Origin of the sequence: Pseudomonas granadensis (assembly GCF_900105485.1) — a bacterium.
In the GTDB taxonomy this organism is placed as follows: Bacteria; Pseudomonadota; Gammaproteobacteria; order Pseudomonadales; family Pseudomonadaceae; genus Aquipseudomonas; species Aquipseudomonas granadensis.
In genome coordinates this window covers 4,731,046-4,755,665 of the sequence record NZ_LT629778.1, presented here as the reverse complement: position 1 = coordinate 4,755,665, position 24,620 = coordinate 4,731,046, and the positions used below count along the sequence as shown (strand labels likewise).

General features: G+C 61.1%; 25 protein-coding genes and 1 pseudogene. 15 read left to right on the top strand and 11 right to left on the bottom strand.

What is annotated here, in order from left to right; translation table 11 throughout:
- Positions 1-29: 29 nt before the first annotated feature.
- Complete coding sequence (locus tag BLU52_RS21115; RefSeq protein ID WP_090286549.1) at positions 30-704, bottom strand: YciC family protein; 675 nt, start codon at positions 702-704, stop codon at positions 30-32.
- A 177-nt stretch (positions 705-881) separates the two neighbouring features.
- Between BLU52_RS21115 and BLU52_RS21110 the strand changes: the two genes are divergently transcribed.
- The 5 genes from BLU52_RS21110 to BLU52_RS21090 all read left to right on the top strand — a co-directional run bounded on the left by BLU52_RS21110 (position 882) and on the right by BLU52_RS21090 (position 5,505).
- The gene (locus BLU52_RS21110; RefSeq protein WP_090286546.1) at positions 882-1,619 is read left to right on the top strand and encodes a DUF2076 domain-containing protein; all 738 of its coding nucleotides are present in this window, start codon (positions 882-884) and stop codon (positions 1,617-1,619) included.
- A 139-nt stretch (positions 1,620-1,758) separates the two neighbouring features.
- Entirely contained in the window at positions 1,759-2,238 is a 480-nt protein-coding gene (locus BLU52_RS21105; RefSeq protein WP_016986151.1) for a LabA-like NYN domain-containing protein, read from the top strand.
- 35 nt (positions 2,239-2,273) lie between these two features.
- On the top strand, positions 2,274-2,879 hold the full coding sequence (locus BLU52_RS21100; protein ID WP_090286544.1) for a 3'-5' exonuclease: 606 nt from the start codon (positions 2,274-2,276) through the stop codon (positions 2,877-2,879).
- A gap of 300 nt (positions 2,880-3,179) precedes the next feature.
- On the top strand, positions 3,180-4,115 hold the full coding sequence (yedA, locus tag BLU52_RS21095) for a drug/metabolite exporter YedA (RefSeq protein ID WP_090286542.1): 936 nt from the start codon (positions 3,180-3,182) through the stop codon (positions 4,113-4,115).
- A gap of 52 nt (positions 4,116-4,167) precedes the next feature.
- Entirely contained in the window at positions 4,168-5,505 is a 1,338-nt protein-coding gene (locus tag BLU52_RS21090; RefSeq protein ID WP_090286541.1) for a DEAD/DEAH box helicase, read from the top strand.
- Between the two features lie 69 nt (positions 5,506-5,574).
- Here the strand turns inward: BLU52_RS21090 and BLU52_RS21085 are convergent, their stop codons facing one another.
- Both BLU52_RS21085 and BLU52_RS21080 read right to left on the bottom strand, forming a co-directional pair.
- Entirely contained in the window at positions 5,575-6,822 is a 1,248-nt protein-coding gene (locus tag BLU52_RS21085) for a TIGR03862 family flavoprotein (RefSeq protein ID WP_090286539.1), read from the bottom strand.
- Between the two features lie 298 nt (positions 6,823-7,120).
- Positions 7,121-8,041 carry a histone deacetylase family protein gene (locus BLU52_RS21080; RefSeq protein WP_090286537.1) on the bottom strand — a complete coding sequence of 307 codons (921 nt, stop codon included), beginning with the start codon at positions 8,039-8,041 and terminating at the stop codon, positions 7,121-7,123.
- Between the two features lie 96 nt (positions 8,042-8,137).
- Here BLU52_RS21080 and BLU52_RS21075 point away from each other — a divergent pair, with 96 nt between their 5' ends.
- The 3 genes from BLU52_RS21075 (at position 8,138) to BLU52_RS21065 (ending at position 10,276) form a co-directional block, all read left to right on the top strand.
- Positions 8,138-8,707 (top strand): GNAT family N-acetyltransferase, encoded by a 570-nt coding sequence (locus BLU52_RS21075; RefSeq protein WP_090286535.1) that lies wholly within the window; start codon positions 8,138-8,140, stop codon positions 8,705-8,707.
- Positions 8,708-8,816: 109 nt separating this feature from the next.
- Positions 8,817-9,686 (top strand): acyl-CoA thioesterase II, encoded by an 870-nt coding sequence (gene tesB / locus BLU52_RS21070; protein WP_090286532.1) that lies wholly within the window; start codon positions 8,817-8,819, stop codon positions 9,684-9,686.
- Entirely contained in the window at positions 9,683-10,276 is a 594-nt protein-coding gene (locus tag BLU52_RS21065; RefSeq protein WP_090286530.1) for an HAD family hydrolase, read from the top strand. The genes tesB and BLU52_RS21065 overlap by 4 nt, the downstream gene beginning before the upstream one ends.
- Positions 10,277-10,392: 116 nt before the next feature.
- Here the strand turns inward: BLU52_RS21065 and BLU52_RS21060 are convergent, their stop codons facing one another.
- Both BLU52_RS21060 and ypfJ read right to left on the bottom strand, forming a co-directional pair.
- The gene (locus tag BLU52_RS21060; RefSeq protein WP_167359911.1) at positions 10,393-11,346 is read right to left on the bottom strand and encodes an alpha/beta hydrolase; all 954 of its coding nucleotides are present in this window, start codon (positions 11,344-11,346) and stop codon (positions 10,393-10,395) included.
- Positions 11,347-12,231, bottom strand: a complete 885-nt coding sequence (gene ypfJ / locus BLU52_RS21055) for a KPN_02809 family neutral zinc metallopeptidase (RefSeq protein ID WP_090286528.1) — start codon at positions 12,229-12,231, stop codon at positions 11,347-11,349.
- Between the two features lie 375 nt (positions 12,232-12,606).
- Here ypfJ and BLU52_RS21050 point away from each other — a divergent pair, with 375 nt between their 5' ends.
- Complete coding sequence (locus tag BLU52_RS21050) at positions 12,607-13,485, top strand: DMT family transporter (protein WP_090286526.1); 879 nt, start codon at positions 12,607-12,609, stop codon at positions 13,483-13,485.
- A 126-nt stretch (positions 13,486-13,611) separates the two neighbouring features.
- On the opposite strand, the gene BLU52_RS21045 is transcribed toward BLU52_RS21050, so the two are convergent.
- Complete coding sequence (locus tag BLU52_RS21045; protein ID WP_090286524.1) at positions 13,612-14,949, bottom strand: MFS transporter; 1,338 nt, start codon at positions 14,947-14,949, stop codon at positions 13,612-13,614.
- A 272-nt stretch (positions 14,950-15,221) separates the two neighbouring features.
- Here BLU52_RS21045 and quiC point away from each other — a divergent pair, with 272 nt between their 5' ends.
- Together quiC and BLU52_RS21035 are read left to right on the top strand one after the other, a co-directional pair.
- A complete protein-coding gene (quiC, locus tag BLU52_RS21040) occupies positions 15,222-17,123 on the top strand; it encodes a 3-dehydroshikimate dehydratase QuiC (RefSeq protein ID WP_090286522.1) in 1,902 nt (633 codons plus the stop codon).
- Positions 17,124-17,224: 101 nt separating this feature from the next.
- Positions 17,225-17,902, top strand: a complete 678-nt coding sequence (locus BLU52_RS21035) for a TetR/AcrR family transcriptional regulator (protein WP_090286520.1) — start codon at positions 17,225-17,227, stop codon at positions 17,900-17,902.
- A gap of 114 nt (positions 17,903-18,016) precedes the next feature.
- Here BLU52_RS21035 and BLU52_RS21030 read toward each other — a convergent pair whose 3' ends face one another.
- Both BLU52_RS21030 and aroQ read right to left on the bottom strand, forming a co-directional pair.
- Positions 18,017-18,871, bottom strand: coding sequence for a shikimate dehydrogenase (locus BLU52_RS21030; protein ID WP_090286518.1), 855 nt, complete (start codon positions 18,869-18,871; stop codon positions 18,017-18,019).
- Positions 18,858-19,316, bottom strand: a complete 459-nt coding sequence (gene aroQ, locus BLU52_RS21025; RefSeq protein WP_090286516.1) for a type II 3-dehydroquinate dehydratase — start codon at positions 19,314-19,316, stop codon at positions 18,858-18,860. The genes BLU52_RS21030 and aroQ overlap by 14 nt, the downstream gene beginning before the upstream one ends.
- Positions 19,317-19,643: 327 nt before the next feature.
- On the opposite strand from aroQ, the pseudogene BLU52_RS27055 reads away from it, so the two are divergent.
- Positions 19,644-20,071: pseudogene (locus BLU52_RS27055) on the top strand (DUF4160 domain-containing protein).
- Positions 20,068-20,514, top strand: coding sequence for a DUF2442 domain-containing protein (locus tag BLU52_RS21015; RefSeq protein WP_090286514.1), 447 nt, complete (start codon positions 20,068-20,070; stop codon positions 20,512-20,514). Before BLU52_RS27055 ends, BLU52_RS21015 begins: the two are co-directional and overlap by 4 nt.
- 53 nt (positions 20,515-20,567) lie before the next feature.
- Here the strand turns inward: BLU52_RS21015 and trmA are convergent, their stop codons facing one another.
- Positions 20,568-21,647 (bottom strand): tRNA (uridine(54)-C5)-methyltransferase TrmA, encoded by a 1,080-nt coding sequence (gene trmA, locus BLU52_RS21010; RefSeq protein WP_090286512.1) that lies wholly within the window; start codon positions 21,645-21,647, stop codon positions 20,568-20,570.
- Entirely contained in the window at positions 21,644-22,939 is a 1,296-nt protein-coding gene (locus tag BLU52_RS21005) for an NCS2 family permease (RefSeq protein ID WP_090286510.1), read from the bottom strand. Before BLU52_RS21005 ends, trmA begins: the two co-directional genes overlap by 4 nt.
- 222 nt (positions 22,940-23,161) lie before the next feature.
- Between BLU52_RS21005 and BLU52_RS21000 the strand changes: the two genes are divergently transcribed.
- Complete coding sequence (locus BLU52_RS21000) at positions 23,162-23,611, top strand: DUF4879 domain-containing protein (protein WP_090286508.1); 450 nt, start codon at positions 23,162-23,164, stop codon at positions 23,609-23,611.
- 66 nt (positions 23,612-23,677) lie between these two features.
- Positions 23,678-24,229: a DJ-1 family glyoxalase III gene (locus BLU52_RS20995; RefSeq protein WP_090286506.1), complete on the top strand. Its 552-nt coding sequence runs from the start codon at positions 23,678-23,680 to the stop codon at positions 24,227-24,229.
- A 5-nt stretch (positions 24,230-24,234) separates the two neighbouring features.
- On the opposite strand, the gene BLU52_RS20990 is transcribed toward BLU52_RS20995, so the two are convergent.
- Complete coding sequence (locus BLU52_RS20990; RefSeq protein ID WP_090288641.1) at positions 24,235-24,522, bottom strand: HigA family addiction module antitoxin; 288 nt, start codon at positions 24,520-24,522, stop codon at positions 24,235-24,237.
- Positions 24,523-24,620: the final 98 nt, after the last annotated feature.

The following is a 24,620-nucleotide window of genomic DNA, read 5'->3' as shown; positions in this document are numbered from 1 at the left end:
GGGCGGCGCGATGCCCAAGCGCTGCGCGGTCAGATCGTTCTGTCACGCTTGTCAGGCAATTCGCTGATCAGCATGAACAGGCGGAACAGGACGACGCTGGTGAACAGTTGCAGGAAGCTGTGCGCACTGTCGATCAGCATTGCAATCAACGGATTTTGCGGCTCGGGATACACCGCCAGCGTTGCGCCTTTGAGCAACCACAGCGGTGTCATCACGCAAAGGATGCACAGCAGGATCCGCCAGAAATGCCCACGGGTCAGGCGCAGGCTTTCCTTCATCGCCTGCAATGGGCCCATGCCGCGCAGCACCAGCAGGTACTCGCCAAACGCGAGCATGACCATCAGCATCAGCCCCGGCAGGAAGTATAGCGACAGGCCGAGCAGAATAAGGAGGGTATTGAGCGCCGTCAGCAGGGCGAAGCGCGGCCACAACGTCGCGGCCATCGCCAGCAGGTCGCGGTTGCGCGGCGACTCGCCACGGCTGCGGGCATCGAGAAACAGGATCAATGCAGCGGTGTACAACGGATAAACCAGCAGACCGACAACGATGCTGACTGCAGAAAAACTTTCGGGCCCGCTGGCGTGATCGACCACCTGCTGCAAAAACGCTTCGAAAATCACCAGCGGCAGGCACAGCTGCACGATGCTGCCCAGATGGCGTTTGAAAAAATACAAAGAGTCGCGCAGTACTTCGAGGGCATTCATCAGTCGGTATCGCAGGTCGAAAACAGTGGCTCACTTTAACCGATGCAACGCGGGGCGACACAAACGTAAACATTCGGTAAAGGGCATTGAAACGTTTTGTCACTGTCTCCATTACAGGAGAGCACCACGCCCAGAGTGGGCGAGGGCACGTTATTACCGGCAATCTACGAGGTCGCCATGAACAGCGAAGAGCAAACCCTGATCGATGGACTGTTTTCCCGGCTGCAGCAGGCCGAAACGGAGGCAGCCCCGCGTGACGTCCAGGCCGAGGCGCGGATCAAGGAACACCTGACGCGCCAGCCGGCGGCAGGCTATTTCATGACCCAGGCGATTCTGGTGCAAGAGGCGGCGCTCAAGAGCCTCAATGAACAGAACCAGCAACTGACCCAGCAAGTGCAGCGTCTGCAGGCCGAGTTGCAGTCGGCCAAGGCGCAGAGTGCCGCACCTGCCGCGAACGCGGGCGGTGGGTTCCTGTCGAGTATCTTTGGCGGCGGCAGTTCGCGCCCGTCACCAGCGCAAAGTGCCGCCCCGGCAGCCCCCGGTGGCTGGCGCGAACCGGCGCCGCAACAGAGCTACCAAGCTCCGGCACCACAGCAGAACTTCGGCGCCGCTCCGCCCAATTATGCGCAACAAGGCGCGCCAGCGGCGGGCAACAGCTTCCTCGGTGGCGCGCTGAAAACCGCGGCCGGTGTTGCCGGTGGCGTGATGCTCGCGCAAGGCATCAGCAGCCTGTTTCATCACAACCAGCAGCCGCAGGAAATCGTCGAGGTGATCAAGGAAGAACCGGCCCAGGTCGCCGACCAGAGCAATAACGGCTGGGGCGATGACCAGCGCGTGGCGGATAACGGTTTCACCGACACCGATTACAGCAACGACAGCTCGTCGTTCTTCGATGACGACGATTCCTTCGTCTGACTCCACCATTCGTCCGGAGCCCCGTGGGGCTTCGGGCCGATTATTCGCGGAACCTTCCCTCGGGCTGGCATACTGAGCGCCTTTTCGGGCCCTGGCGCCTGATCCCGCTTCGTGCGCGTGCGCACCCACAGGAACTCCGGTGAAAAAAATCGCAGTGTTCGCCGACGTGCAGAACCTCTACTACACCGTGCGTCAGGCCTATGGTTGCCATTTCAACTACGCCGCATTGTGGGCCGACATCAGCAAGGACGGGCAGATCGTCGAGGCCTACGCCTACGCGATCGACCGCGGCGACAGCAAGCAGCAGCAGTTCCAGCAGATCCTGCGCAACCTCGGTTTCACCGTGAAGCTCAAGCCCTACATCCAGCGCAGCGACGGCTCGGCCAAGGGCGACTGGGACGTGGGCATCACCCTCGACATCATGGACGCAGCCGACCACGTCGACGAAGTCGTGCTGGCCTCCGGTGACGGCGATTTCGACATGCTGCTCGAACGCATCATCAGCAAGCACGGCGTGCAAGCGGTGGCCTATGGCGTACCCGGCCTGACCGCCAACTCGCTGATCCGCGCCGCCAGCCGCTACGTGCCGATCGAAGGCGCGCTGTTGCTGAAGAATTAAGCTCAAAGATTGATTTGAACGGAGTTGAACCCGGTTTGGAACGCATTGCAGTCATCGACTTTGAAACCACTGGCCTGGCGCCGAACAGCAACTGCCGGGCCACGGAAATCGCCGTGGTCATGCTGGAAAACGGCCGCATCGTCGAGCGTTACCAAAGCCTGATGAACGCCGGTGTGCGCGTCCCGGCGTTCATCGAACAACTGACCGGCATCAGCAACGCCATGCTGCGCAGCGCGCCGTCAGCCGAACGGGTGATGGAAGAGGTCAACGAGTTTGTCGGCTGCACACCGCTGTTGGCGCACAACGCTTCGTTCGACCAGAAGTTCTGGGATTTCGAACTGGGGCGAATCAAGCGCACACGCTTGCAGAACTTTGCTTGCTCGTTGTTGCTGGCACGGCGCTTGATGCCGGCGGCTCCCAATCACAAACTCGGCACCCTTACGACCTTCGCCAGCCTGCCACACACTGGCCAGGCTCACCGGGCCATGGCCGACGCCGAAATGGCAGCCAATCTGATGGCGCATCTGGCCGACGAGTTGCGGCACAAACATGGCGTGCGCGAGCTGAACCATGACCTGCTGTGCAAATTGCAGAAAGTCCCTGCGGCCAAGGTCAACGAACACCTGCTGCGCTATCGCTGATCCCAAGACCGACAACGAACCCCTGTGGGAGCCAGCCTGCTGGCGATAGCGGTGTGTCATTCAATCTATCTTTCGGCTGAACTGACGCCATCGCCAGCAGGCTGGCTCCCACATGGAAATACGCCGTTTCAGATTGGTTTGCCGTTGGCTTCGAGGTCAGACTTTCGAAACCGCGGATAAACCCGCCGATCTCCGTGTTTTCAAAAGTGTACCGGCGCGATAAACAGGTTTTGTAACTTATTTTTGCTGGCGCGCCTTTCTAGAATACTCAATTTCCTGACACTGACTGTCGAGCTGCCCATGTCTGCCTTGCGCCGTTTTTCCTTGCCGCTGATTGCCGCGTTTTTCGCGTTGTATGTGATCTGGGGATCGACCTATCTGGTGATCCGCATCGGCGTTGAATACTGGCCGCCGCTGATGCTGGGCGGGGTGCGCTTTGTGATTGCCGGCACGTTGATGTACGCCTTCCTGCGCTGGCGCGGGGCGCCGGCGCCGACCTGGGCGCAGTGGAAGGCGGCGGGGCTGATCGGGATTTTACTGCTCAGTTTCGGTAATGGCGCGGTCAGCGTGGCCGAGCACACCGGTGTGGCGTCCGGCGTGGCGGCGCTGGCGGTGGCGACGGTGCCGCTGTTTACCTTGTTGTTCGGTTATTTCTGGGGCGCGCGTAACACCCGTCTCGAGTGGGCCGGGGTGGCACTGGGGATTATCGGCATCGCCATGCTCAACATGGGCTCCAACCTGCAATCCAGCCCGCTTGGCGCCGCCTTGCTGATTTTTGCCGCGGCGACCTGGGCGTTCGGTTCGGTGTGGAGCAAATATCTGCCGTTGCCGCAGGGGGCCATGGCCAGCGCGGTGGAAATGCTGGTCGGCGGTGTTGTGCTGTTGATCGGCAGCGCGGTGAGCGGTGAACACCTGCAAGCGCTGCCGCCGGTCGAAGGCTGGCTGGCGCTGGCCTACCTGATTTTCTTCGGCTCAATCATCGCCTTCAATTCCTACATGTACCTGCTCAAGCATGTGCGCCCGGCGGCGGCAACCAGTTATGCCTATGTCAACCCGGCCGTCGCTGTACTGCTGGGGATCGTGTTTGTGGGCGAGACCATTGGTATCGAAGAAGCGCTGGCGATGCTGGTGATCATCAGCGCCGTATTGCTGATCAGCCTGCCGCAATGGCGCCGGCCGAAGCAAGTGCCGGTCGAGGAGGCACAAGCCGATCCGACGGAAGCGCGGACGAATTAGGGTAAACTGCGCGGCATTGCATCCCCGCGTCATTTTTTCCTACGGTACTCCCATGACTTTCGCCTCCCTTGGCCTGATCGAACCCTTGCTGCGCTCCCTTGAGACGCTCGGCTACCAGACCCCGACGCCGGTGCAGGCGCAAGCCATTCCGGCCGTGCTGGCCGGCCGCGACCTGATGGCGGCGGCGCAGACCGGCACCGGCAAGACCGCCGGCTTCGCCTTGCCGCTGTTGCAGCTGCTGGCCATGGAAGGGCCGAAAGTCACCGCCAACTCGGCGCGTGCGCTGATTCTGGTGCCGACCCGCGAACTGGCCGAGCAGGTCCACGAAGCCGTGCGTCAGTACGCAGAAAATCTGCCGCTGCGCACTTATGCGGTGTACGGCGGTGTCAGCATCAACCCGCAGATGATGAAACTGCGCGGCGGCGTCGATGTGCTGGTCGCCACGCCCGGTCGCTTGATCGACCTGTTCCGCCAGAACGCGCTGAAACTCAATCAGCTGCAAACGCTGGTGCTGGATGAAGCCGACCGTATGCTCGACCTTGGCTTCTCTGAAGAACTGGCGAACATCTACCGCATGCTGCCGAAAAAGCGCCAGACGCTGTTGTTCTCGGCGACGTTCTCCGATGACATTCGTCTGCTGGCCGGGCAGATGCTCAACGATCCGCTATCCGTCGAAGTCAGCCCACGCAACGTGGCGGCCAACACGGTCAAGCAATGGATCGTCACGGTGGACAAGAAGCGCAAGGCCGAACTGTTCGTGCACCTGATGCGCAAGAACAAGTGGAAGCAGGTGCTGGTATTCGCCAAGACCCGTAACGGTGTCGATGCGCTGGTGGAAAAACTCCAGGGTCTGGGCGTCAACGCCGACGGTATCCACGGCGACAAACCACAGGCGACCCGCCAACGTGCGCTGGACCGCTTCAAACTGAGTGAAGTGCAGATTCTGGTGGCGACCGATGTGGCCGCCCGTGGTCTGGACATCGAGGATTTGCCGCTGGTGGTGAACTTCGACCTGCCGATCGTGGCTGAGGATTACATTCACCGCATCGGTCGTACCGGACGCGCGGGCGCGACCGGTGAGGCGATCTCGCTGGTGTGTGCCGACGAAGTCAACATGCTCTCGGCGATTGAAATGCTCACGCGTCAGACCCTGAAGCGTCAGAACGAGCCGGACTTTGAGCCTGAGCACCGCGTGCCGGATACCGATGCCAGCGGTCAGGTGATCAAGAAGCCGAAGAAACCGAAGAAGCCGAAAGCCTCCGGCGGTGGCGGCAAGCGCAATCTGGGCAAGTGGGTGGACAGCGGTGAGACGCAGGCGCCTGAGCCGTCGATCAAGCTGGTGCGCAAGGTGCCGGTGTTCAATACCGGACCGCGCAAGCGTAAACCTTAACAGCAGCTTCGAGTGGCAGGCTGCAAGCTGCAAGTTAGAAGCGCTTTGCTTTGGCTTGCAGCTTGAAGCTCAAAGCTTGCCGCTGCTTTTAAGCCATTGCAGCATCCCCAACCCAGCCGCCCGTCCACTGGCAAAACACCCGGTCAGCAAATACCCTCCGGTCGGCGCTTCCCAGTCAAGCATTTCCCCCGCACAAAACACCCCCGGCAGCGCCTTGAGCATCAAACGCTCATCCATCGCTTCGAACGTCACTCCACCGGCGCTGCTGATCGCTTCGTCCAGCGGCCGGGTTTTTACCAGGGTCAGTGGCAGTGCTTTGATCGCTCGTGCCAGGAGCGCTGGGTCGGCGAACGTCTCGGCATCGGTCAACTCACGCAACAGCGCCGCTTTCACTCCATCAATCCCGACCTGACTGTGCAGATGCTTGGCCATCGAGCGCGATCCGCGGGGTTTGCTCAAGGCCGCGTGCAATTTGTCCACAGGGCGGCCGGGCAGCAGGTCGATGTGGATGACCGCTGCGCCATAACGATTGATCGCCTCGCGGATTGGCGCCGACAGGGCATAGATCAGGCTGCCTTCGATCCCGGTCGCGGTGATCACGCATTCGCCCAAGCGCGGAATGTCGTCGTTCAGGCCGATGGCGATGTTTTTCAGCGGCGCACCGGCGAATTTGTTCACCATCAATTCGCTCCAGGCCTGAACCTCGAAGCCGCAGTTACTCGGCTGCAACGGCGCCAGATCCACGCCGCGCTGCTCCAGCGGCAGCATCCATGCGCCATCCGAGCCCAGGCGCGACCAACTGCCGCCGCCGAGGGCCAGCAAAGTAGCGTCGGGGCGGACGCGGATTTCGCCGTTCGGGCTGTCGATGCGCAAGGCGCCATGCTCATCCCAGCCGAGCCAGCGGTGGCGGGTGTGGATAACCACGCCGCTGTCGCGCAGGCGTTTGAGCCAGGCGCGCAGCAGCGGGGCGGCTTTCATGTCGGTGGGGAATACGCGGCCGGAGCTGCCGATGAAGGTTTCGATGCCCAGCGCATGAATCCACTGACACAACGCATCGGCGTCGAAACCGCGCAGCAGCGGGGCGATGTGCGGTGCGCGTTCGGCGTAGCGCGAGAGGAAGGCCGGGTAAGGTTCGGAGTGGGTGATGTTCATGCCGCCGACCCCGGCCAGCAGGAACTTGCGTCCTACCGAGGGCATGCCGTCGTACAGATCGACGCGGATTCCGGCCTGGCTCAGCACTTCGGCGGCCATCAGGCCGGCGGGGCCACCGCCGATGATGGCGACGTGAGCAGTAATGGGGGCGGAGTTCTGGGTCATGGGCGGTGCGCTGCGGTATGGCGGGATGAGGCGCGCATTCTAACAGCGCAATTCAATGTTGGATGGGCCGACGCCATCGCCAGCAGGCTGGCTCCCACAGGATTTTTGCACGACACATATACCGTGTGGGAGCCAGCCTGCTGGCGATGGCGGAATTTCCATTGACCAGATCTTCTGCCCAGCAGCTGATTGAAAAATGATCAGCGCTCTGAGGGCCTTGCCCCATATGGCCTGCAACCCCTTTCACTCAGGTTATCCACAGGCAGTTCCACAGCGATTGTGGGTAACGCGGCATACTTCAGTGACAACCGTGTGAATCCCACACCCGTTGCGCGCTGTGGTGGAGGATGCCGTGGCGGCGGGCGAGGGCGTGGCGGTCCTTGCTGTAGCCGCCGCCGATCACCCCGACTACGGGGATGTCGCGGCCCAGACAATGGCGCATCACACTTTCATCGCGGGCGGCCACGCCTTCGTCGGTCAGTTGCAGATAGCCGAGGGCATCGTCCTTGTGCACATCGACACCGGCGTCGTAGAGCACCAGATCCGGTTGATACAACGGCAACAGATAATTGAGCGTGTCATCGACCACCTGCAGATAGTCGGCATCGCCCATGCCCTTGGGCAGCGGAATGTCCCAATCACTGTCGGCCTTGCGTGCGGGAAAATTCTTCTCGCAGTGCAGGGAAACGGTAATCGCCTCCGGTGTGTCGTGAAGAATCCGCGCCGTGCCGTCGCCCTGATGTACGTCGCAATCGAAGATAAGCACGCGATTGACCCGGCCGCTTTGGAGCAGGTACTGGCTGATGATCGCCAGGTCATTGAAGATGCAGAAACCCGCCGGATAATCGTAATGCGCGTGATGGGTGCCGCCTGCGAGGTGGCAGGCCAAGCCATGCTCCAAAGCTTTCTCCGCCGCCAGGATCGAACCACCGACCGCGCGTACCGTGCGCCGCGCCAGGGCCTCGTTCCATGGCAGGCCGAGACGCCGTTGGTCTTCGCGGGACAACTCGCCGCTCATGTAGCGTTCGATATAGCTGCGGTCATGGGCGAGGGCGAGGATGTCGTTGGGGCAGATCTGCGGCCGCAGCAGATCAGCGTCGCGGGTCAGGCCCGTGTCGACCAGGTGATCGCGCAGCAGACGGAACTTGTCCATCGGGAAGCGGTGATCCGCCGGGAACTCGGGGCTGTAGTCTTCGTGGTAGATCAGCGGCAAAGGCATGGTGATGTCTGGTATCGGCGGGTCATTCGGGAATTCGGCGCAGCGCTGACGATCCTACCAGCGATGTAGACTGGCGGCATGGATATGGAGAAGACGATGGAGCCAATACTGGAACTGCAAAGCGCACGCTTGCTGATGCGACAGTGGCAAGACGAGGATTTGCCAGCCTTCGCGGCGATGTGTGCCGATCCGCAGGTGATGCGCTACTTTCCGGCACCCTTGACCCGGCTGGAAAGCGCGGCGGTGATCGGGCGCATACGCGGGCATTTTTCCGAGCACGGCTTTGGCCTGTGGGCGCTGGAGCGCAAGGACACCGGCGAATTCATCGGTTTCACCGGGCTCGGCGTGGTCGGCTTCGATGCGCCGTTCACCCCGGCCGTGGAAATCGGCTGGCGCCTGGCCAAGGAACACTGGGGCCTGGGTTATGCCAGTGAAGCGGCGTGGACCGCGTTGCGCGCCGGTTTCGACCAACTGAAGCTGGAGGAAATCGTCTCGTTCACCGCGCAAAGCAATCTGCCCTCGGAGAAGGTCATGCAGGCCATCGGCATGCACCACGATCCGCAGGATGATTTCGATCACCCCAGGCTTGCCGCCGATCATCCGTTGCGTCGGCATGTGCTGTACCGCATCAGCCGCGAACAATGGTTGCAAACCTTGCATGAATAAGCCGACACGGACGTTTACAATGGCCGCCAAATCATTGGCCCGCGCCAGAATCTGAATCGGCCGCCGCAGCCAAGACTGCGCGGCACTGCTTTGTGTGAGGAGAGTCTGAATGAGCCAAGTGTTGGAAGATCTGGTCGACTTGCTGACCCTGGAACCGATCGAAGAAAACCTTTTCCGTGGTCGCAGCCAGGATCTGGGTTTCCGTCAGTTGTTCGGTGGTCAGGTGCTCGGCCAGTCACTGTCGGCGGCCAGTCAGACCGTTGAAGAAGCGCGGCATGTCCACTCGATGCACGGTTATTTCCTGCGCCCGGGCGACGCCAAGTTGCCGGTGGTGTACTCGGTGGATCGCGTGCGCGATGGCGGCAGCTTCAGCACCCGCCGCGTTACGGCGATCCAGAAGGGCCACCCGATCTTCACCTGCAGCGCTTCGTTTCAGTACGACGAAAAGGGCTTCGAGCACCAGAGCCAGATGCCCGTGGTGGTCGGCCCGGAGAACCTGCCCTCGGAGCTGGAACTGACCCAGCAGCGCGCGCACCTGATCCCCGAGCACATGCGCGAAAAACTGCTCTGCCCAAAACCGATCGAAGTGCGCCCGGTCACCGAAAAAGACCCGTACAACCCGCAACCGGCCGATCCGATCAAATATGTCTGGTTCCGCGCCGATGGTGCCCTGGCCGACATTCCCGCACTGCATAAATACCTGCTGGCCTACGCCTCGGACTTCGGCCTGCTGACCACCTCGATGCTGCCGCACGGCAAATCGGTCTGGCAGAAAGACATGCAGGTCGCCAGCCTCGATCACGCGCTGTGGTTCCACAACGATCTGCGCGCTGACGACTGGTTGCTCTACGCCATGGACAGCCCATGGGCCGGCAATTCCCGTGGTTTTTCCCGTGGCAGCGTGTACAACCGTGCCGGGCAACTGGTTGCCTCGGTGACGCAGGAAGGCCTGATCCGCCATCGCCAGGATTGGGCATGAGCCTGGCCGAGGTCCGTCATTGGGTGTTCGACATGGACGGCACCCTGACGGTGGCCGTGCACGACTTCGCCGCGATTCGCGTGGCGCTGGCGATCCCGCCCGAAGACGACATCCTCACCCACCTCGCCGCGCTGCCGGCCGCTGAAGCGGCGGCGAAACATGCGTGGCTGCTCGACCATGAGCGGGATCTGGCGCTGGGTTCGACCCCGGCGACTGGCGCGGTGGAACTGGTGCGCGAGCTGCACGCACGCGGCGATCGCCTCGGCATCCTCACCCGCAACGCACGGGAACTGGCGCATGTGACGCTGGACGCGATCGGTCTGGCCGACTGCTTCAAGGTCGAGGACGTATTGGGGCGCGATGAAGCGCCGCCGAAACCGCATCCCGGTGGCTTGCTGAAACTGGCGCAGGCCTGGGATGTGCCGGCCAGCGAGATGGTCATGGTTGGTGACTACCGCTTCGATCTCGATTGCGGACGAGCGGCGGGCGCGCGGACGGTGCTGGTGAATCTGCCGGATAACCCGTGGCCGGAATTGACCGATTGGCATGCACGCGATTGTGTGGAGTTGCGGCGGATGCTTCAGGCTTAAGGACTATTTTGTTTGTAATGGCCTCATCGCGAGCAGGCTCACTCCTACAATTTGAAATGCGTCCCCCTGTAGGAGTGAGCCTGCTCGCGATAGCGTCGGCACATCCAAAAAAAAACTCACTGATCGAACAAAGCCTTCTGCCCCTCCGCCGAGGTCAGCATCTCATCGCCGTTATGCCCGACCCCAGGCACTTCAATCAGCCGCTGATTGACGCCTTCCGGGTGCCGGCGCAGCAAATACCCAAAATACAGTTTCCCACGCATCAACCGATAAGCGCCTTGCGCCTCGGCGGCGCAGCTCTTGTCCAGCGCCGGGTGCTCGGGGTCGGTGTCCTGCTGGCCGAGCAGATAAATTACCTCGCGTTTGACGTAGCGGCTTTCCACCTGCAACGGCGTTTGCCCGCCGGCGTATACCGGCATGTCGGCCAGGCCGTATTTCCAGCGATTGAAGCCCGGACAGGCAGCGTGATCGAACGCCACCGGCCGCTGCTCGTTGAAATAGGCGTAGGAGGACGGATTGGCGACAACATAGCGCAAGCGGATACCGTTGGTTTTCAGCGCTGGCTGATCCTTGGCGAGCAGGGCATAGCGTTGCACAACCTGAGCGCCGCCGGAGTGGCCGAAGATCACCACTTGCTTCACGTCGGGAAACTGCTTGCGATCACTGACGCGCGCGACGATCTCATCGAGGGCCGCGTAAGAACTCAACGGATTCGGCCCGATCGACAAGCCGCCGCCCATCCACTCGTTACCCTGCCAGCGTAGTAATGTCTCGGGCAGCGAATACAGGGCGACGTCGCTCTCATTGAGAAACTGCGGCGCGATTACCAGTGTGTGATTGCTTTGCCCGGCCATTTCAGTGGCGCTTTCGGCGCTCTTGCGGTAGGTCTCGGCGTTGCGCAAGCGGCCGTGAATCACGATCACCACGCGCTCGATTTTCTCTGGCGCCGGGCCGATGCCCACCGCCATTTCCCCGGCCTTCAATTGCAAGCGACCGGAGCTGACCGCATCGACACCCGCAGCGTGGGCGGTGCTGCCAAGCATCAGTAACGCCAAAAGCCATTTATGCATTTACAGGTTTTTCGCCGCGAAGGTGTCGCACTGGCCGACCTGGCCTTGCGCGAATCCGGTTTTGAACCAGCGCACCCTTTGCGCCGACGTGCCGTGGGTAAACGAGTCTGGCACTACACGGCCCTGACCCTGTTGTTGCAGGCGATCATCACCGATTGCATTGGCCGCGTTCAAGGCCTCCTCGATGTCGCCGGGTTCCAGCCAGTTGAGGCGCTTCTGCGCGCTGTAGGCCCAGACACCGGCGAGGCAGTCGGCTTGCAGTTCCTGCCGCACCAACAGGCCGCCGTCGCCTTCCATTTGCCGACCTTGCTGGCGGGCAGTCTGCATTTTCGCCGAGACGCCGAGCAGCGTCTGCACGTGGTGGCCGACTTCGTGCGCGATGACGTAGGCCTGGGCGAAGTCGCCGGCGGCTTTGAAGCGTTGCGACATTTCCTGGAAGAACGCCATGTCCAGGTAGACCTTCTGGTCGGCCGGGCAGTAGAAGGGGCCGCTGGCCGAAGTCGCCATGCCACAGGCGGAATTGACCCGATTGCTGAACAGAACCAGCGTCGGGTCTTTATATTGCCGCCCGGCCTGCTGGAAAATCGCGCCCCAGGTGTCTTCGGTATCGCCGAGAATCGAGCGCACGAATTCGGCTTGCTCGTCATTGGCCGGCGGTGCCTGACGGGTTTGCGAGGTGGGCGCCGATTGCTCCATTTGCCCGGTCAACTGGCCGAGAATCTGCATCGGGTCCTGGCCGGTGATCCAACCGATGCCGACGATCAACAGAATCGCCCCCAAGCTCAGGCCCTTGCCGCCGCCAAAACGCATGCCGCCGCCACCGCCTGAGTCATCACCCCGGGCATCGACGACGTTGTCACTGCGTCGGCCTTTTTTCCATAGCATGTGGGAATCCTCTTTTTTGCCGGTGATGAATCAGATGGTGATGAGTGTTGCCGCTGTGTGAGTGTGGCGCCAGTCCGGTCGTCCGTCCATTCACCAGTGCCCGCGTCGGGTGGGCTTGTTATTGACGGTCGGCAGGTCCGCAAATTCAATCCACAGCAGAATTTCTCCGGGCATTTGCGTGAACTGGCACTTTAGACAGCAGTCTGTGATGGGGCGGGGCCGCTGCCCGCCGACATGGCTGGAATCTTGCCTCACACGTTTGTTCAACGGCGGATTCCCGGCGTGGATTTTTCTGGTTCGGTTCGGCTTGCTGAAAGCTCGGCCAGCTATGATTACCGAAGCCGTTCGCCACTGTATTGTTCTCAGAGATTGCCAATGACCGTCAGCACTCCGCTCTCCGGCGTCAACCAGCCCTTCAAGGGGATCCTGCTGATTGTCGTGGCGACGTTTCTGTTTTCCAGCCACGACGCGTTGTCGAAATACCTCTCCGGTTTCTATCCGATCGTGATGGTGGTGTGGGCGCGTTATGTGGTGCATACCCTGTTGATGGCAGGGATTTTCCTGCCGCAATCCGGGTTGCGCGTGCTGCGCACCAAAAAGCCGTTGTGGCAACTGGCGCGCGCGCTGTGCCTGCTCGGCACCAGTCTGTTTTTCACCACGGCGCTGTTGTACATCCCGCTGGCGGAAGCCACGGCCGTCAACTTTCTTGCACCGGTATTGGTCACGGCGTTGTCGGTGCCGCTGCTCAAAGAGCGGGTCACGCGCGGGCAGTGGATTGCGGTGATCTGCGGTTTTATCGGCGTGTTGATCATCGTCCATCCCGGCGGTGAATTGTTCACCCCGGCGATCCTGCTGCCGTTCTGTTCGGCGCTGTTCTTCTGCTTCTATCAATTGCTGACGCGCAAGCTCGCCGAAGTCGACAGTCCGACCACCAGCAACTTTTTCGCCGGGTTGTGCAACACCTTGGTGATGAGTGCGCTGGTGCCGTTCTTTTGGCAGGTGCCGACCCTGACCCATGCCGCGTTGATGCTGGCGCTGGGCAGTTGCGGGATGACCGCGCACCTGTTTCTGACCCAGGCGTTCCGCCATGCCGCGCCGGCGCTGCTGGCGCCGTTCGGTTATTGCCAGATCGTGTTTGCCGGGTTGCTGGGCTGGTTGCTGTTCAGTCACACGCCGAGTTTGCTGACGGTGGTCGGCATCGCGGTGATCTGTTGCAGCGGGCTGGCGGCGGCGTGGCAGCAGAGCCGCCGCTGAAGAAACGCAACCCCCTGCAGGAGTGAGCCTGCTCGCGATGGCGGCGGATCAGGCGACATTTTCATCGACTGACACACCGTTATCGCGAGCAGGCTCACTCCTGCAGGGGATGGTTGGCAGGCAGGATTATTCGCTAACAGTCGGAATCTTGCGCGGTGCCATGAAGTACATCCACGTCAGCGCAAGAAAGTACATCGCCGGAATCAGGGTGAACAACACGGTGTAGTTATTGTTGGTGACGGTGAGGATGTGCCCGACGATCTGGGTCATGAACATGCCGCCGATGGCCGCGCACATGCCGCCGAAACCGAACACCGTGCTCATCATGTGCTTGGGCGTGTAGTCCATCACCAGGCTCCAGATGTTCGCAGTCCAGGCCTGGTGCGCACCGATCGCCAGCGAGATCGCCGCCACCGCTACCCACAGATTCGCCGAACCGGCCGCCATGACCACGCCGATGATGCAGCAGGCGAACAGCAACATCGACAGCAGCCGCGCCTTGATCGAGTTCATCCCGCGACCGATCAGGAACGACGAGAGAATGCCGCCGCCGACACTGCCGAAGTCGGCCGTGACGTAGATGATGATCAGCGGAATGCCCATCTGCGTGACGTTGATGCCCAGGTTGTATTGCTGATTAAGAAACGGCGGCAGCCAGTACAGATAGAACCAGAACACCGGCGCGGTCAGCGAGTAGGCGAGGGCGAAGGCCCAGGTGCCGCGCATCCGCAGGATTTTCGAGAACGGTACGCGCGCCTGTTCCGGTTCGACTTCTTGCTGGATGTAGTCCAGCTCCGACTGTTTCACGCTCGGGTGATCTTCCGGGTTGAAATACTTCAAACCCCAGAACAGCAGCCAGATTCCGCCCAGTGCCGCCATGCACAGGAACGCCGCCTGCCAGCCCCAGACGTGCAGCACCAGCGGCAGCAGCATCGGCGTGAACATCGCACCGACGTTGGTCCCGGCGTTGAAGATGCCGGTGGCGACTGCGCGCTCGCCGGCCGGGAACCACAGGCGCGTGGTTTTCACGCAGGCCGGGTAGTTCGCCGCTTCGGTCAGGCCGAGGATGAACCGGCAGACCATGAAGCCGACCGCCGACGTCGCCAGACCGTGGGCACCGGTGGCCAGGCTCCACAGCAGCACGGCGCAGAAGAACACGCGCTTGACGCCAACGCGGTCGATCAAGCGACCTTGCAGGACGAAACCGATCGCGTAGCCGACCTGAAACCAGAAGTTGATGTTGGCGTAATCCATCGCCGTCCAGCTCATTTCCTTGGCGAGGATCGGCTGCATGACGCCGAGGGCGGCGCGGTCGATGTAGTTCAGGGTGGTGGCGAAAAAAACCAGCGCCAGCATGCCCCAGCGGGTCTTGCCGACGGCCATGGCGCCGCGGATCTTGTCGCCGATGCCACCCGTGGCAGTGCTCATGGCCGGAGCCATGCGGGAAGTCTGTGAAGGAATCATGTGTTCCACCCGTTTTTGGATTTGTTATTTGGTGTGCTTTTGCTTGCACGCTGCGACCGGTGGTTCAGATCCGGACTCAATGTGCGGTCGATGTTGGGCAGTGGACGAAAAATCGTCAATTCGCCAAACCGCCATTGTGTTCGATAATCGCACGCAAAACTAACCGGGTAGTACACTTTAAATTGCTGCCGGAAACGATGCAGCCAATAATTTGCTCATCCTATAAAAGCGGCGCGGCTCACGCAGCCGCCGTCTCCAGCGGGAGTTCAAACATGCAGCGTTCCATTGCCACCGTTTCCTTGAGCGGCACCCTGCCGGAAAAACTCGAAGCCATCGCCGCCGCCGGGTTCGACGGCGTGGAGATTTTCGAAAACGACCTGCTGTATTACGACGGCAGCCCGCGGGAAATCAAACAGATGTGTGCCGATTTGGGTATCGCTATCACGCTGTTTCAGCCGTTCCGCGATTTCGAAGGCTGCCGCCGTGATCGGCTGGCGCGCAATCTGGAGCGCGCCGAGCGCAAGTTCGACCTGATGCAGGAGCTCGGCACCGACCTGGTGCTGGTCTGCAGCAACGCTGCGGCCGACAGCGTCGGTGATCGGCAGATCCTTGTCGATGACCTGCGCCTGCTGGCCGAACGGGCCGGCTCACGCGGTTTGCGCATCGGTTACGAGGCGCTGGCATGGGGCCGCCACGTCAACACTTATCAACAGGTCTGGGACATCGTGCATCAGGCCGATCACCCAAGCCTTGGTGTGCTGCTCGACAGCTTCCACACCTTGTCGCTCAAGGGCGATCCCGCTGCGATCGCCGAGATTCCCGGCGACAAGATCTTCTTCGTGCAAATGGCCGACGCGCCCATTCTGCAGATGGATGTGCTGGAGTGGAGCCGGCATTTCCGCTGCTTCCCGGGGCAGGGCGAATTCGATCTGCCAGGCTTTCTCGCACCGATCATCCAGAGCGGCTACAGCGGGCCGTTGTCGCTGGAGATCTTCAATGACGGCTTCCGCGCCGCACCGCCGCGGGCCAATGCTGCCGATGGTCTGCGCTCGCTGCTGTATCTGGAAGAAAAAACCCGCCAGCGTCTCGAGCAACAAGCCGAACCGGTGGCCAATCGCGAGATTCTGTTCGAAACGCCGAAGGCCAGCGAGTACAACGGCATCGAATTTCTCGAGTTCGCCGTCGACGAGGCGCTGGGCGCCAAGCTCAGCCATTGGCTGGAGCGCCTCGGTTTCGTCAAGGCCGGGCAGCATCGTTCCAAGAGTGTCAGCCTGCTGCGTCAGGGCGATATCAACCTGATCCTCAACTCCGAACCGTATTCCTTCGCGCACAGTTTCTTTGAAGCCCATGGCCCGTCGTTGTGCGCCACGGCGGTACGGGTCAAGGACAGCGCCAGCGCCCTGGCCCGTGCCGTGGCCTATAAAGGTCAGCCTTATCGCGGACTGGTCGGCCCCAACGAACTGGAACTGGCGGCGGTCCGTGCGCCGGACGGCAGCCTGATTTATCTGGTGGATGAAGAGGCGGACGTCTACGGCACCGACTTCAATCTGCTCGCGGACGCGCAGGCCCGTAGCGGTCTCAAGCGCATCGATCACATGGCCATGGCGCTTCCCGCCGACAGCCTCGACAGCTGGGTGCTGTTCTATAAAAGCCTGCTGGACTTCGAGGCCGATGACGAAGTCGTGCTACCTGACCCGTACGGCCTGGTGAAAAGCCGCGCCTTGCGCAGCCGCGACAGTTCGATCCGCTTGCCGCTGAACATATCCGAGAACCGAAACACCGCGATTTCCCACGCGCTGTCGAGCTATCGTGGGTCTGGCGTGCATCACATTGCCTTCGATTGTGATGACATCTTCGCCGAAGTCAGCCGCGCTAAAGAGGCGGGCGTGCCGTTGCTGGACATTCCGCTCAACTATTACGACGACCTCGCCGCGCGTTTCGATTTCGATGACGAGTTTCTCAGCGAGCTGGCGTATTTCAACGTGCTGTACGACCGCGATGCACAGGGCGGGGAACTGTTCCACGTTTACACCGAACCGTTCGAGGGGCGCTTCTTCTTCGAGATCATTCAGCGCAAGAACGGCTATGCCGGTTACGGCGCGGCCAACGTCGCCGTGCGTCTGGCGGCGATGGCCAAATCGCGCAGCGGCGCGGTACGCCAGGCGAAGTTGTAGGAATTTCGTAAACGCGCGGTTAAACGCAGGCTGCGCGGCTTCCTTCACTGTGTCGCGCGGCCCATAATCGGCGCTTGTGCAGTGATGGCCGTGAGCCCGCAATGACCGTGAATTCAGAACTGTCCGTCGCCCCGGACGCAGCCGCCGCAGAGCCGCGCAAGGGCCGCAAGAACAACCCGGAAAAGACCCGCGAAAACATTTTGCAGGAGGCGATCGTCGAGTTCGTCCAGCAGGGCTTGTCCGGTGCGCGCGTCGACGCGATCGCCGAGCGCATCCACACCTCCAAGCGCATGATCTATTACTACTTCGGCAGCAAGGAGCAGTTGTATGTCGAGGTGCTGGAAAAGCTCTACGGCGACATCCGCAGCACCGAAAACCGCCTGCATCTGGACGAACTGCCGCCGGAAATGGCGATCCGTCGTCTGGTTGAATTCACCTTTGATCACCATGACCACAACGTCGATTTCGTGCGCATCGTCAGCATCGAAAATATCCACAATGCTGAATACGTGAAACGCTCCGATGCGATCAAGGCGCTGAACAACACGATCCTCGATACTCTCGGCGCGATCTTGCACAGAGGCGCTGACGAAGGGCTGTTCCGCCGCGGGATCAATGCGCTCGACGTGCATCTGCTGATCAGTTCGTTCTGCTTCTATCGCGTCTCGAACCGTCATACGCTGGGTGAGATCTTCCAGATCGACTTGCCCGATGCGCACATCAAACAGCGCCACCGCGAGATGATTTGCGAGTCAGTGTTGCGTTATCTGCAGGCCTGACGCGATCCCCTGTAGGAGTGAGCCTGCTCGCGATGGCGGTATGTCAGCTAAAAATTTATTGACTGATACACCGCTATCGCGAGCAGGCTCACTCCTACAAGGGGGGGGCAGGGTTCAGCTATTCATGCTCTGAAAATGCGCCAGCATGCGCTGCGCATCCGCCGCCACGTCGCTGAACAATTCAAACGCTTTCACTGCCTGAAACACCGCCATGTTGCCGCCGTCCAGCGTGCGGCAACCGAGGGCGCGGGCGTTGCGCAGCAGTTCGGTTTCCAACGGGAAGTACACAATTTCCGCCACCCACATGTCCGCGCGCAGCAGCTCGACCGGCACCGGCATGCCCGGCAGTTTGGCCATGCCCATCGGCGTGGTGTTGACCAGGCCGTCGGCCAGACTCATGGCGCTCGGCAGATCGCGCCCGGCGATGGCGCGACCGGCGCCGAAATGCTGATTGAGGTTGTGAGCCAGGCTCTCGGCGCGCTCACTGTCGACGTCGAAAATGCTCAGTTGCCGTACGCCTTCGCTCAATAACGCGTGGGCCACTGCCGCGCCAGCGCCACCAGCGCCCATCTGCACCACACGCCCGCGCGCCGCGTCCTTCAGACCCCGGCGAAAACCTTCGGCGAAACCAAGACAATCGGTGTTGTGACCGACACGTTTGCCGTCCTTCAACACCACCGTATTGACCGCGCCGATCCCGCGCGCTTCCGGCGACAATTCGTCGAGCAGCGGGATGATCGCCTGCTTGCACGGGTACGTGATGTTCAGGCCGGTGTAGTTCATGCGCTCGGCAGCGAGCAGCAGGTCGGGCAGAGCGTTGCAGTCCAGGTGCAATTGATCGAGATCGATCAACCGGTACAGGTAACGCATACCCTGAGCATCGCCTTCGTGTTCATGCAGTGCCGGCGTACGGGAGGCCTGAATACCGGCGCCGATCAGCCCGGCGAGTACCGCGTTAGCGCGCGCCATGTTTCGCCCCCTGCAACCGCTGGCTGAAATGCTCCAGCGCCAAGCGGTAACCTTGGCTGCCAAAACCGCAGAGTACCGCTGTGGCAATCGCCGAGACGAACGAGTGATGACGAAACGGCTCGCGCGCATGGACGTTGGACAGGTGCACTTCGATCACCGGCAACTCGCTCGCCACCAGCGCATCGCGAATCGCCACCGATGTGTGCGTCCACGCCGCCGGGTTGATCACGATCCCGGCGCAACGGCCGCGGGCAGCGTGAATCCAGTCGAGCAATTCGCCTTCGTGATTGGTCTGGCGAAACTCCACCGTCAGGCCGAACTCCTCGGCGGCACGCCCGCACAGCGCAGAAATGTCAGCCAGGGTTTCATGGCCATAAGTCGCCGGCTCACGGGTGCCGAGCAGGTTCAGGTTCGGGCCGTTGAGCACCAGAACGATAGGGGACATGGGGGCAAACTCCACTTATTGTTTTTGGCTTTGGCCGAGGGTTTCGGCCTGTGGAAATAAAATGTACTAGATGGTTACCATGGTCAATTGAACAAAAAATACCCTTGGCGTTATGTGTTCGGTGATCGCACAAAAGGATTATTCAAACGAAGTGTTGATCACGATTTGACGACAGCTTTGCTTACGTTTTTCCCCAGCCACCAGCCGGCTGAAAGGCTTCTCCGAAGCTAGCCTCAATTCTGAAAAGGCCTGTGCTTGAACACCGGTCGTCGGCTTTGAAAGCAATTCCAAAACCTGAACAACCATTAACCTAACGGATGGGTTAGCATGAAGGTATGCAGTCACAAAGGATTGTCGGTTGTGATCATGTTGCGCGATGAGCATTGTCCGCCGCACGTCCATGTGAACGCGGGCGCCTGGAGTGCCCGACTGGGATTCAGTTTCTGGCACAACGATATTCAGCTTTGGGATGTCGTTCCGCTCTCTCGCCGTCCGCCGCTGGCCGTGCTGGAAGGCTTGTGTCGTTCTCTGGAACAACCGGCTCATCTGCGACGCGCTCGCCGTATCTGGTGGTCGAAACTGCAGACAGTCTGTCTCGACAATCGGTTGTGGGACAGCCATACAAACGAGGTGTTGGGGATGAACTGGTCACTGACACGACTTACAGGGTAGGAACGGCGCGCTATCTGCCAGAGGAGGACAAGACTCTACTGACATTGACAGGCGCATCGGAAGGAGTGGAAATCCAATTATGAACATCATCAAGGCAAAGCCTTCGGCACATCGCCCGCTGACGGAGGAAATGCTCGATACGGCCATCAAACTGGGTGAGGAGCGGCGCGCTGGCAGCTTTCAGGCGGTCTCGGTCACCTTTGAAAATCCAACTCTGGTCATTCGTTTTGAAGATGGTAGCGGCGTGTTGCTGCCGGTGGATCGTTATCCTGAGTTCGACGGCTTCGATGCGCAGGATTACCAGGACCTGACGATTGGTTTTGCGGGCACTGCGCTTTGTCATGCAGGCAAGGACCTGGACGTCTCCATCGCCGGCATGATTTCAGCGAGTCCGTCGTTAATGCAGATGGCCGCCTCGGTAGTGGCGTCGCGTAACGGTCGTCAAAGCAGTGCGGCAAAGTCGGCTGCGGCACGAGCCAACGGTAAGAAGGGCGGGCGGCCGCGCAAGGCCGATCCTGCGGTGTAAGCACGCACAAAAAAGCCGTCAATCACGACGGCTTTTTCGTATCGGCGTTGGCCTCAACGGCGGGTCAGCAATACACCCGATTCCATGTGATGAGTCCACGGGAACTGGTCGAACAACGCGCAGCGGGTGATGCGGTGCGTGTCGTGCAACTGGGCGATGTTGGCGGCCAGGGTTTCCGGGTTGCAGGAGATGTACAGGATGTTGTCGAAGCGCCGGGTCAGCTCGCAGGTGTCCGGGTCCATGCCGGCGCGTGGCGGATCGACGAAGACGCTGCCGAACTCGTAGCTTTTCAGGTCGATGCCGTGCAGGCGGCGGAACGGGCGCACTTCGTTGAGGGCTTCGGTCAGTTCCTCGGCGGACAACCGCACCAGAGTGACGTTATCCACAGCGTTTTCGCTGAGGTTGCTTAACGCGGCGTTGACCGAGGTCTTGCTGATTTCAGTGGCCAGCACTTTACGCACGCGAGTGGCGAGCGGCAGGGTGAAGTTGCCGTTGCCGCAATACAGCTCCAGCAGATCGTCAGGGCGGTCGCCCAGCGCTTCGTACGCCCAGTTGAGCATCTTCTGGTTTACCGTGCCGTTGGGCTGGGTGAACGCGCCTTCCGGCTGACGATAGCTGAAGGTGCGGCCGCCGACGTCGAGTTTCTCGACCACGTAATCGAGGCCCAGCACTTCGCGTTTGCCCTTCGAACGACCGATGATGCTGACGCCCAGATCCGCCGACAATTGAGTCGCTGCGGCATGCCAGTGCTCATCCAGCGGGCGGTGATAACACAGGGTGATCATCGCGTCGCCGCAAAGGGTGGTGAGGAATTCCACCTGAAACAGCTTGTGGCTCAGCGCCGAACTTGCCTGCCACGCCGCCTTCAGTTGCGGCATCAACTGGTTGATGCGCAGGCTGGCGATCGGGAATTCTTCGATGAGGATCGGCGTGCGTTTGTCGTCCTGGGAAAACATCGCGTAGTGCCGTTCACCGGCCTCGCGCCACAGACGGAATTCGGCGCGCAGGCGGAAGTTCTGCAGCGGCGAATCGAACACCACCGGCTCGGGAGCATCGAACGGCGCCAGCAGGTCACGCAAACGCGTGACTTTGGCTTGAAGTTGTTCGGCGTAAGCCTGGGAATCGAAAGTCATGCGTTGAACCAACCCAACTTGATCACGAACAGAATCGACAGGATCACCAGCGCTGGGTTCAGCTCGCGGGCGCGGCCCGACAGCAGCTTGATCACGGTCCAGGAAATGAAGCCGAACGCGATGCCGTTGGCGATCGAATAAGTGAACGGCATGGCCAGCGCGGTGACCACGACCGGCGCGGCGACGGTGATGTCGTCCCAGTCTATTTCCGCCAGGCCCGAAGTCATCAGTACGGCGACGAACAGCAGTGCCGGTGCGGTGGCGAATGCCGGAACGCTGGCCGCCAGTGGCGAGAAGAACAGCGCCAGCAGAAACAGAATCGCCACCACGATGGCGGTCAGGCCCGTGCGGCCACCGGCACTCACGCCAGCTGCGGACTCGATGTAGCTGGTGGTGGTCGAGGTGCCCAGCAGCGAACCGGCCATGGCCGCGGTGCTGTCAGCGATCAGTGCACGGCCCATTTTCGGCATGTGGCCGTCCTTGCCCATCAGGCCGGCGCGCTTGGCGACGCCGATCAGGGTGCCGGAGTTGTCGAACAGGTCGACGAACAGGAAGGCGAAGATCACGCTGACCAGACCGATGTCCAGTGCGCCTTTGATGTCCAGTTGCAGGAACGTCGGGGCCAGCGAAGGTGGCATCGAGGTGACGCCGCCGAACGGCGTGAAGCCCATGGCGATCGACACGATGGTCACCGCGAGAATACCGATCAGCACTGCGCCGCGCACTTTCAACGCTTCGAGCCCGACGATCAGGGCGAAGCCGAGGGTGGCGAGAATCGGTGCCGGGGCTTTCAGGTCGCCGAGGCCGACCATGGTCGCCGGGTTGCTGACAACGATGCCGGCGTTGTGCAGGGCGATCAACGCGAGGAACAGGCCGATACCGGCCGCAATCGCCGAACGCAGCGGCAGCGGGATGCTGTTGATGATCCACTCACGGATGCGGAAGATCGACAGCAGGAAAAACAGCACGGCGGAGATGAACACCGCGCCCAGTGCCACTTGCCAGGTGTGACCCATGTGCAGGACCACGGTGTAAGTAAAGAAAGCATTCAAGCCCATGCCCGGTGCGAGGGCGATCGGGTAGTTGGCGATCAGGCCCATGACGGTCGAGCCGATAGCGGCCGCCAGACAGGTGGCAACGAACACCGCACCCTTGTCCATGCCGGTCTCGCCGAGAATGCTCGGATTGACGAACAGAATGTAGGCCATGGCCAGAAACGTGGTGATGCCCGCGAGAATCTCGGTGCGCACGTTGGTGTTGTGTGCCTTGAGTTGAAACAGCCTTTCCAGCATGTCTGCTCCCCGTGGCGCGCGTGGCGCCGTGAATGTATCGACCTCAACAGCAAAGCACAGACCGTCGCAAGCGCCTGGAAAATTGTGCTGGGCCGGAAAAAGCCGCGCATCATACCAGCAGCGTGAGCAATATGGCGGTTGTCGGTGTCGATCGTCGGCGAAGTTTTGCCGTACGGCCAACTGCGCCATACTGCGCGCTGAATTTTTCCGGGTGAGCGACGCATGAGCAAAGGCGCGGTGGCAGGTTTGGGGTTGATGGTGGTGCTGATGGCTGGGGCGCCAGCAACATGGGCTGCTTCGGCGGCAGCGTTGACGCAGGTAAAAGTCATCAAGGTGCAATCGCCGAGCTGTGGCCTGGAACACATCGCCGATAACCAGCCGCAAACCCAATGCAATCACAGCGGGCCGAGCATCAAGGTCTATGTGCTGGAAGTTGGTTACGGCCAGAACCAGCCGCACGCCACGCTGGACGGTTTCGAAGTCAACGGCAGCCGTTCACCGGTGTGTGCGTTCGATAATGGCAACCTGACTGAGTGCACGCCCGGGCGCAAAACCGTCGGTTCGCTGTATACCTTCGATCTGGCCGGCAAGCAGGAAGGCACCTTCAGCTTCAGCAACACTTCGATCAACGCCCCGCGCAACACGATGTCGACCCAGCTTTACATCAAGTAACGGCTGGCGCTGCGCGGTCCGTGGGAAGCTGACTACGCTTGAAGGATCACCCTGTGGATAACGCCCATGACTTCAAGAGTGCTGATTACCCTCGCCGAGGGCATCGATGATCTGCAAAGCGTCACATTGATCGACGTGCTGCGTCGCGCCGAAATCGAAGTGGTCGCAGCCAGCATCGAAGGCCGGCGCATGCTCACCTGCGCTCGCGGTACGCGCCTGACCGCCGACGGCATGCTGGTCGATGTATTGGCGCAAAGCTTCGATCTGATTGTCCTGCCCGGCGGCGCCGTCGGCTCACAGCATCTGGCGGCGCATCAACCCTTGCAACAGTTGCTCAAGGATCAGGCCAGCGCCGGACGCCTGTTCGCCGCCATTGGCGAATCCCCGGCCGTCGCCCTGCAAGCCTTCGGCGTGCTGCGCCAACGCCGCATGACCTGCCTGCCCGGCGCCAGCCATCAGTTGTCGGGTTGTACGTTCGTTGACCAACCGGTGGTGGTCGACGGCAACTGCATCACTGCACAGGGCTCCGGCGCCGCATTGGAGTTCGCCCTGACGCTGGTCGAGCAGCTGGGTGGCAAGGGACTGCGGGCGAAAGTGGCCAGTGATTTGCGGGCTTGAAGTCGTCAGGCGTGGGCCGCGAGGCGCTCGATGGCCGGCTGCTCCCGATGCTCTGCTTGCCACAGATCATAGTCAGTTTGAACGCCTAGCCACATGCGTGCCTTGCCAATGCCTGCACGCTCAAGTCGCACGGCCAGATCCGGACTGATCGGCGCATGTCCATGCAATACACGCGAAAGATGTGGGCGCGCAAAGCCCAGATGCCGCGCCAATTCGGTAACGCTGATCCCGAGTTCGGGTAAAACATCCATCAACAATGTTTCACCAGGGTGTGGCGGGTTATGCATAGGCATGAGGTGATTTGGCCGAGGTTCGAGTGTAATGCGATACATTACACTCGGTGCGGTAAATATGTACCGCACTCTATCGATTTATTTGTGCTTGTCCTGCT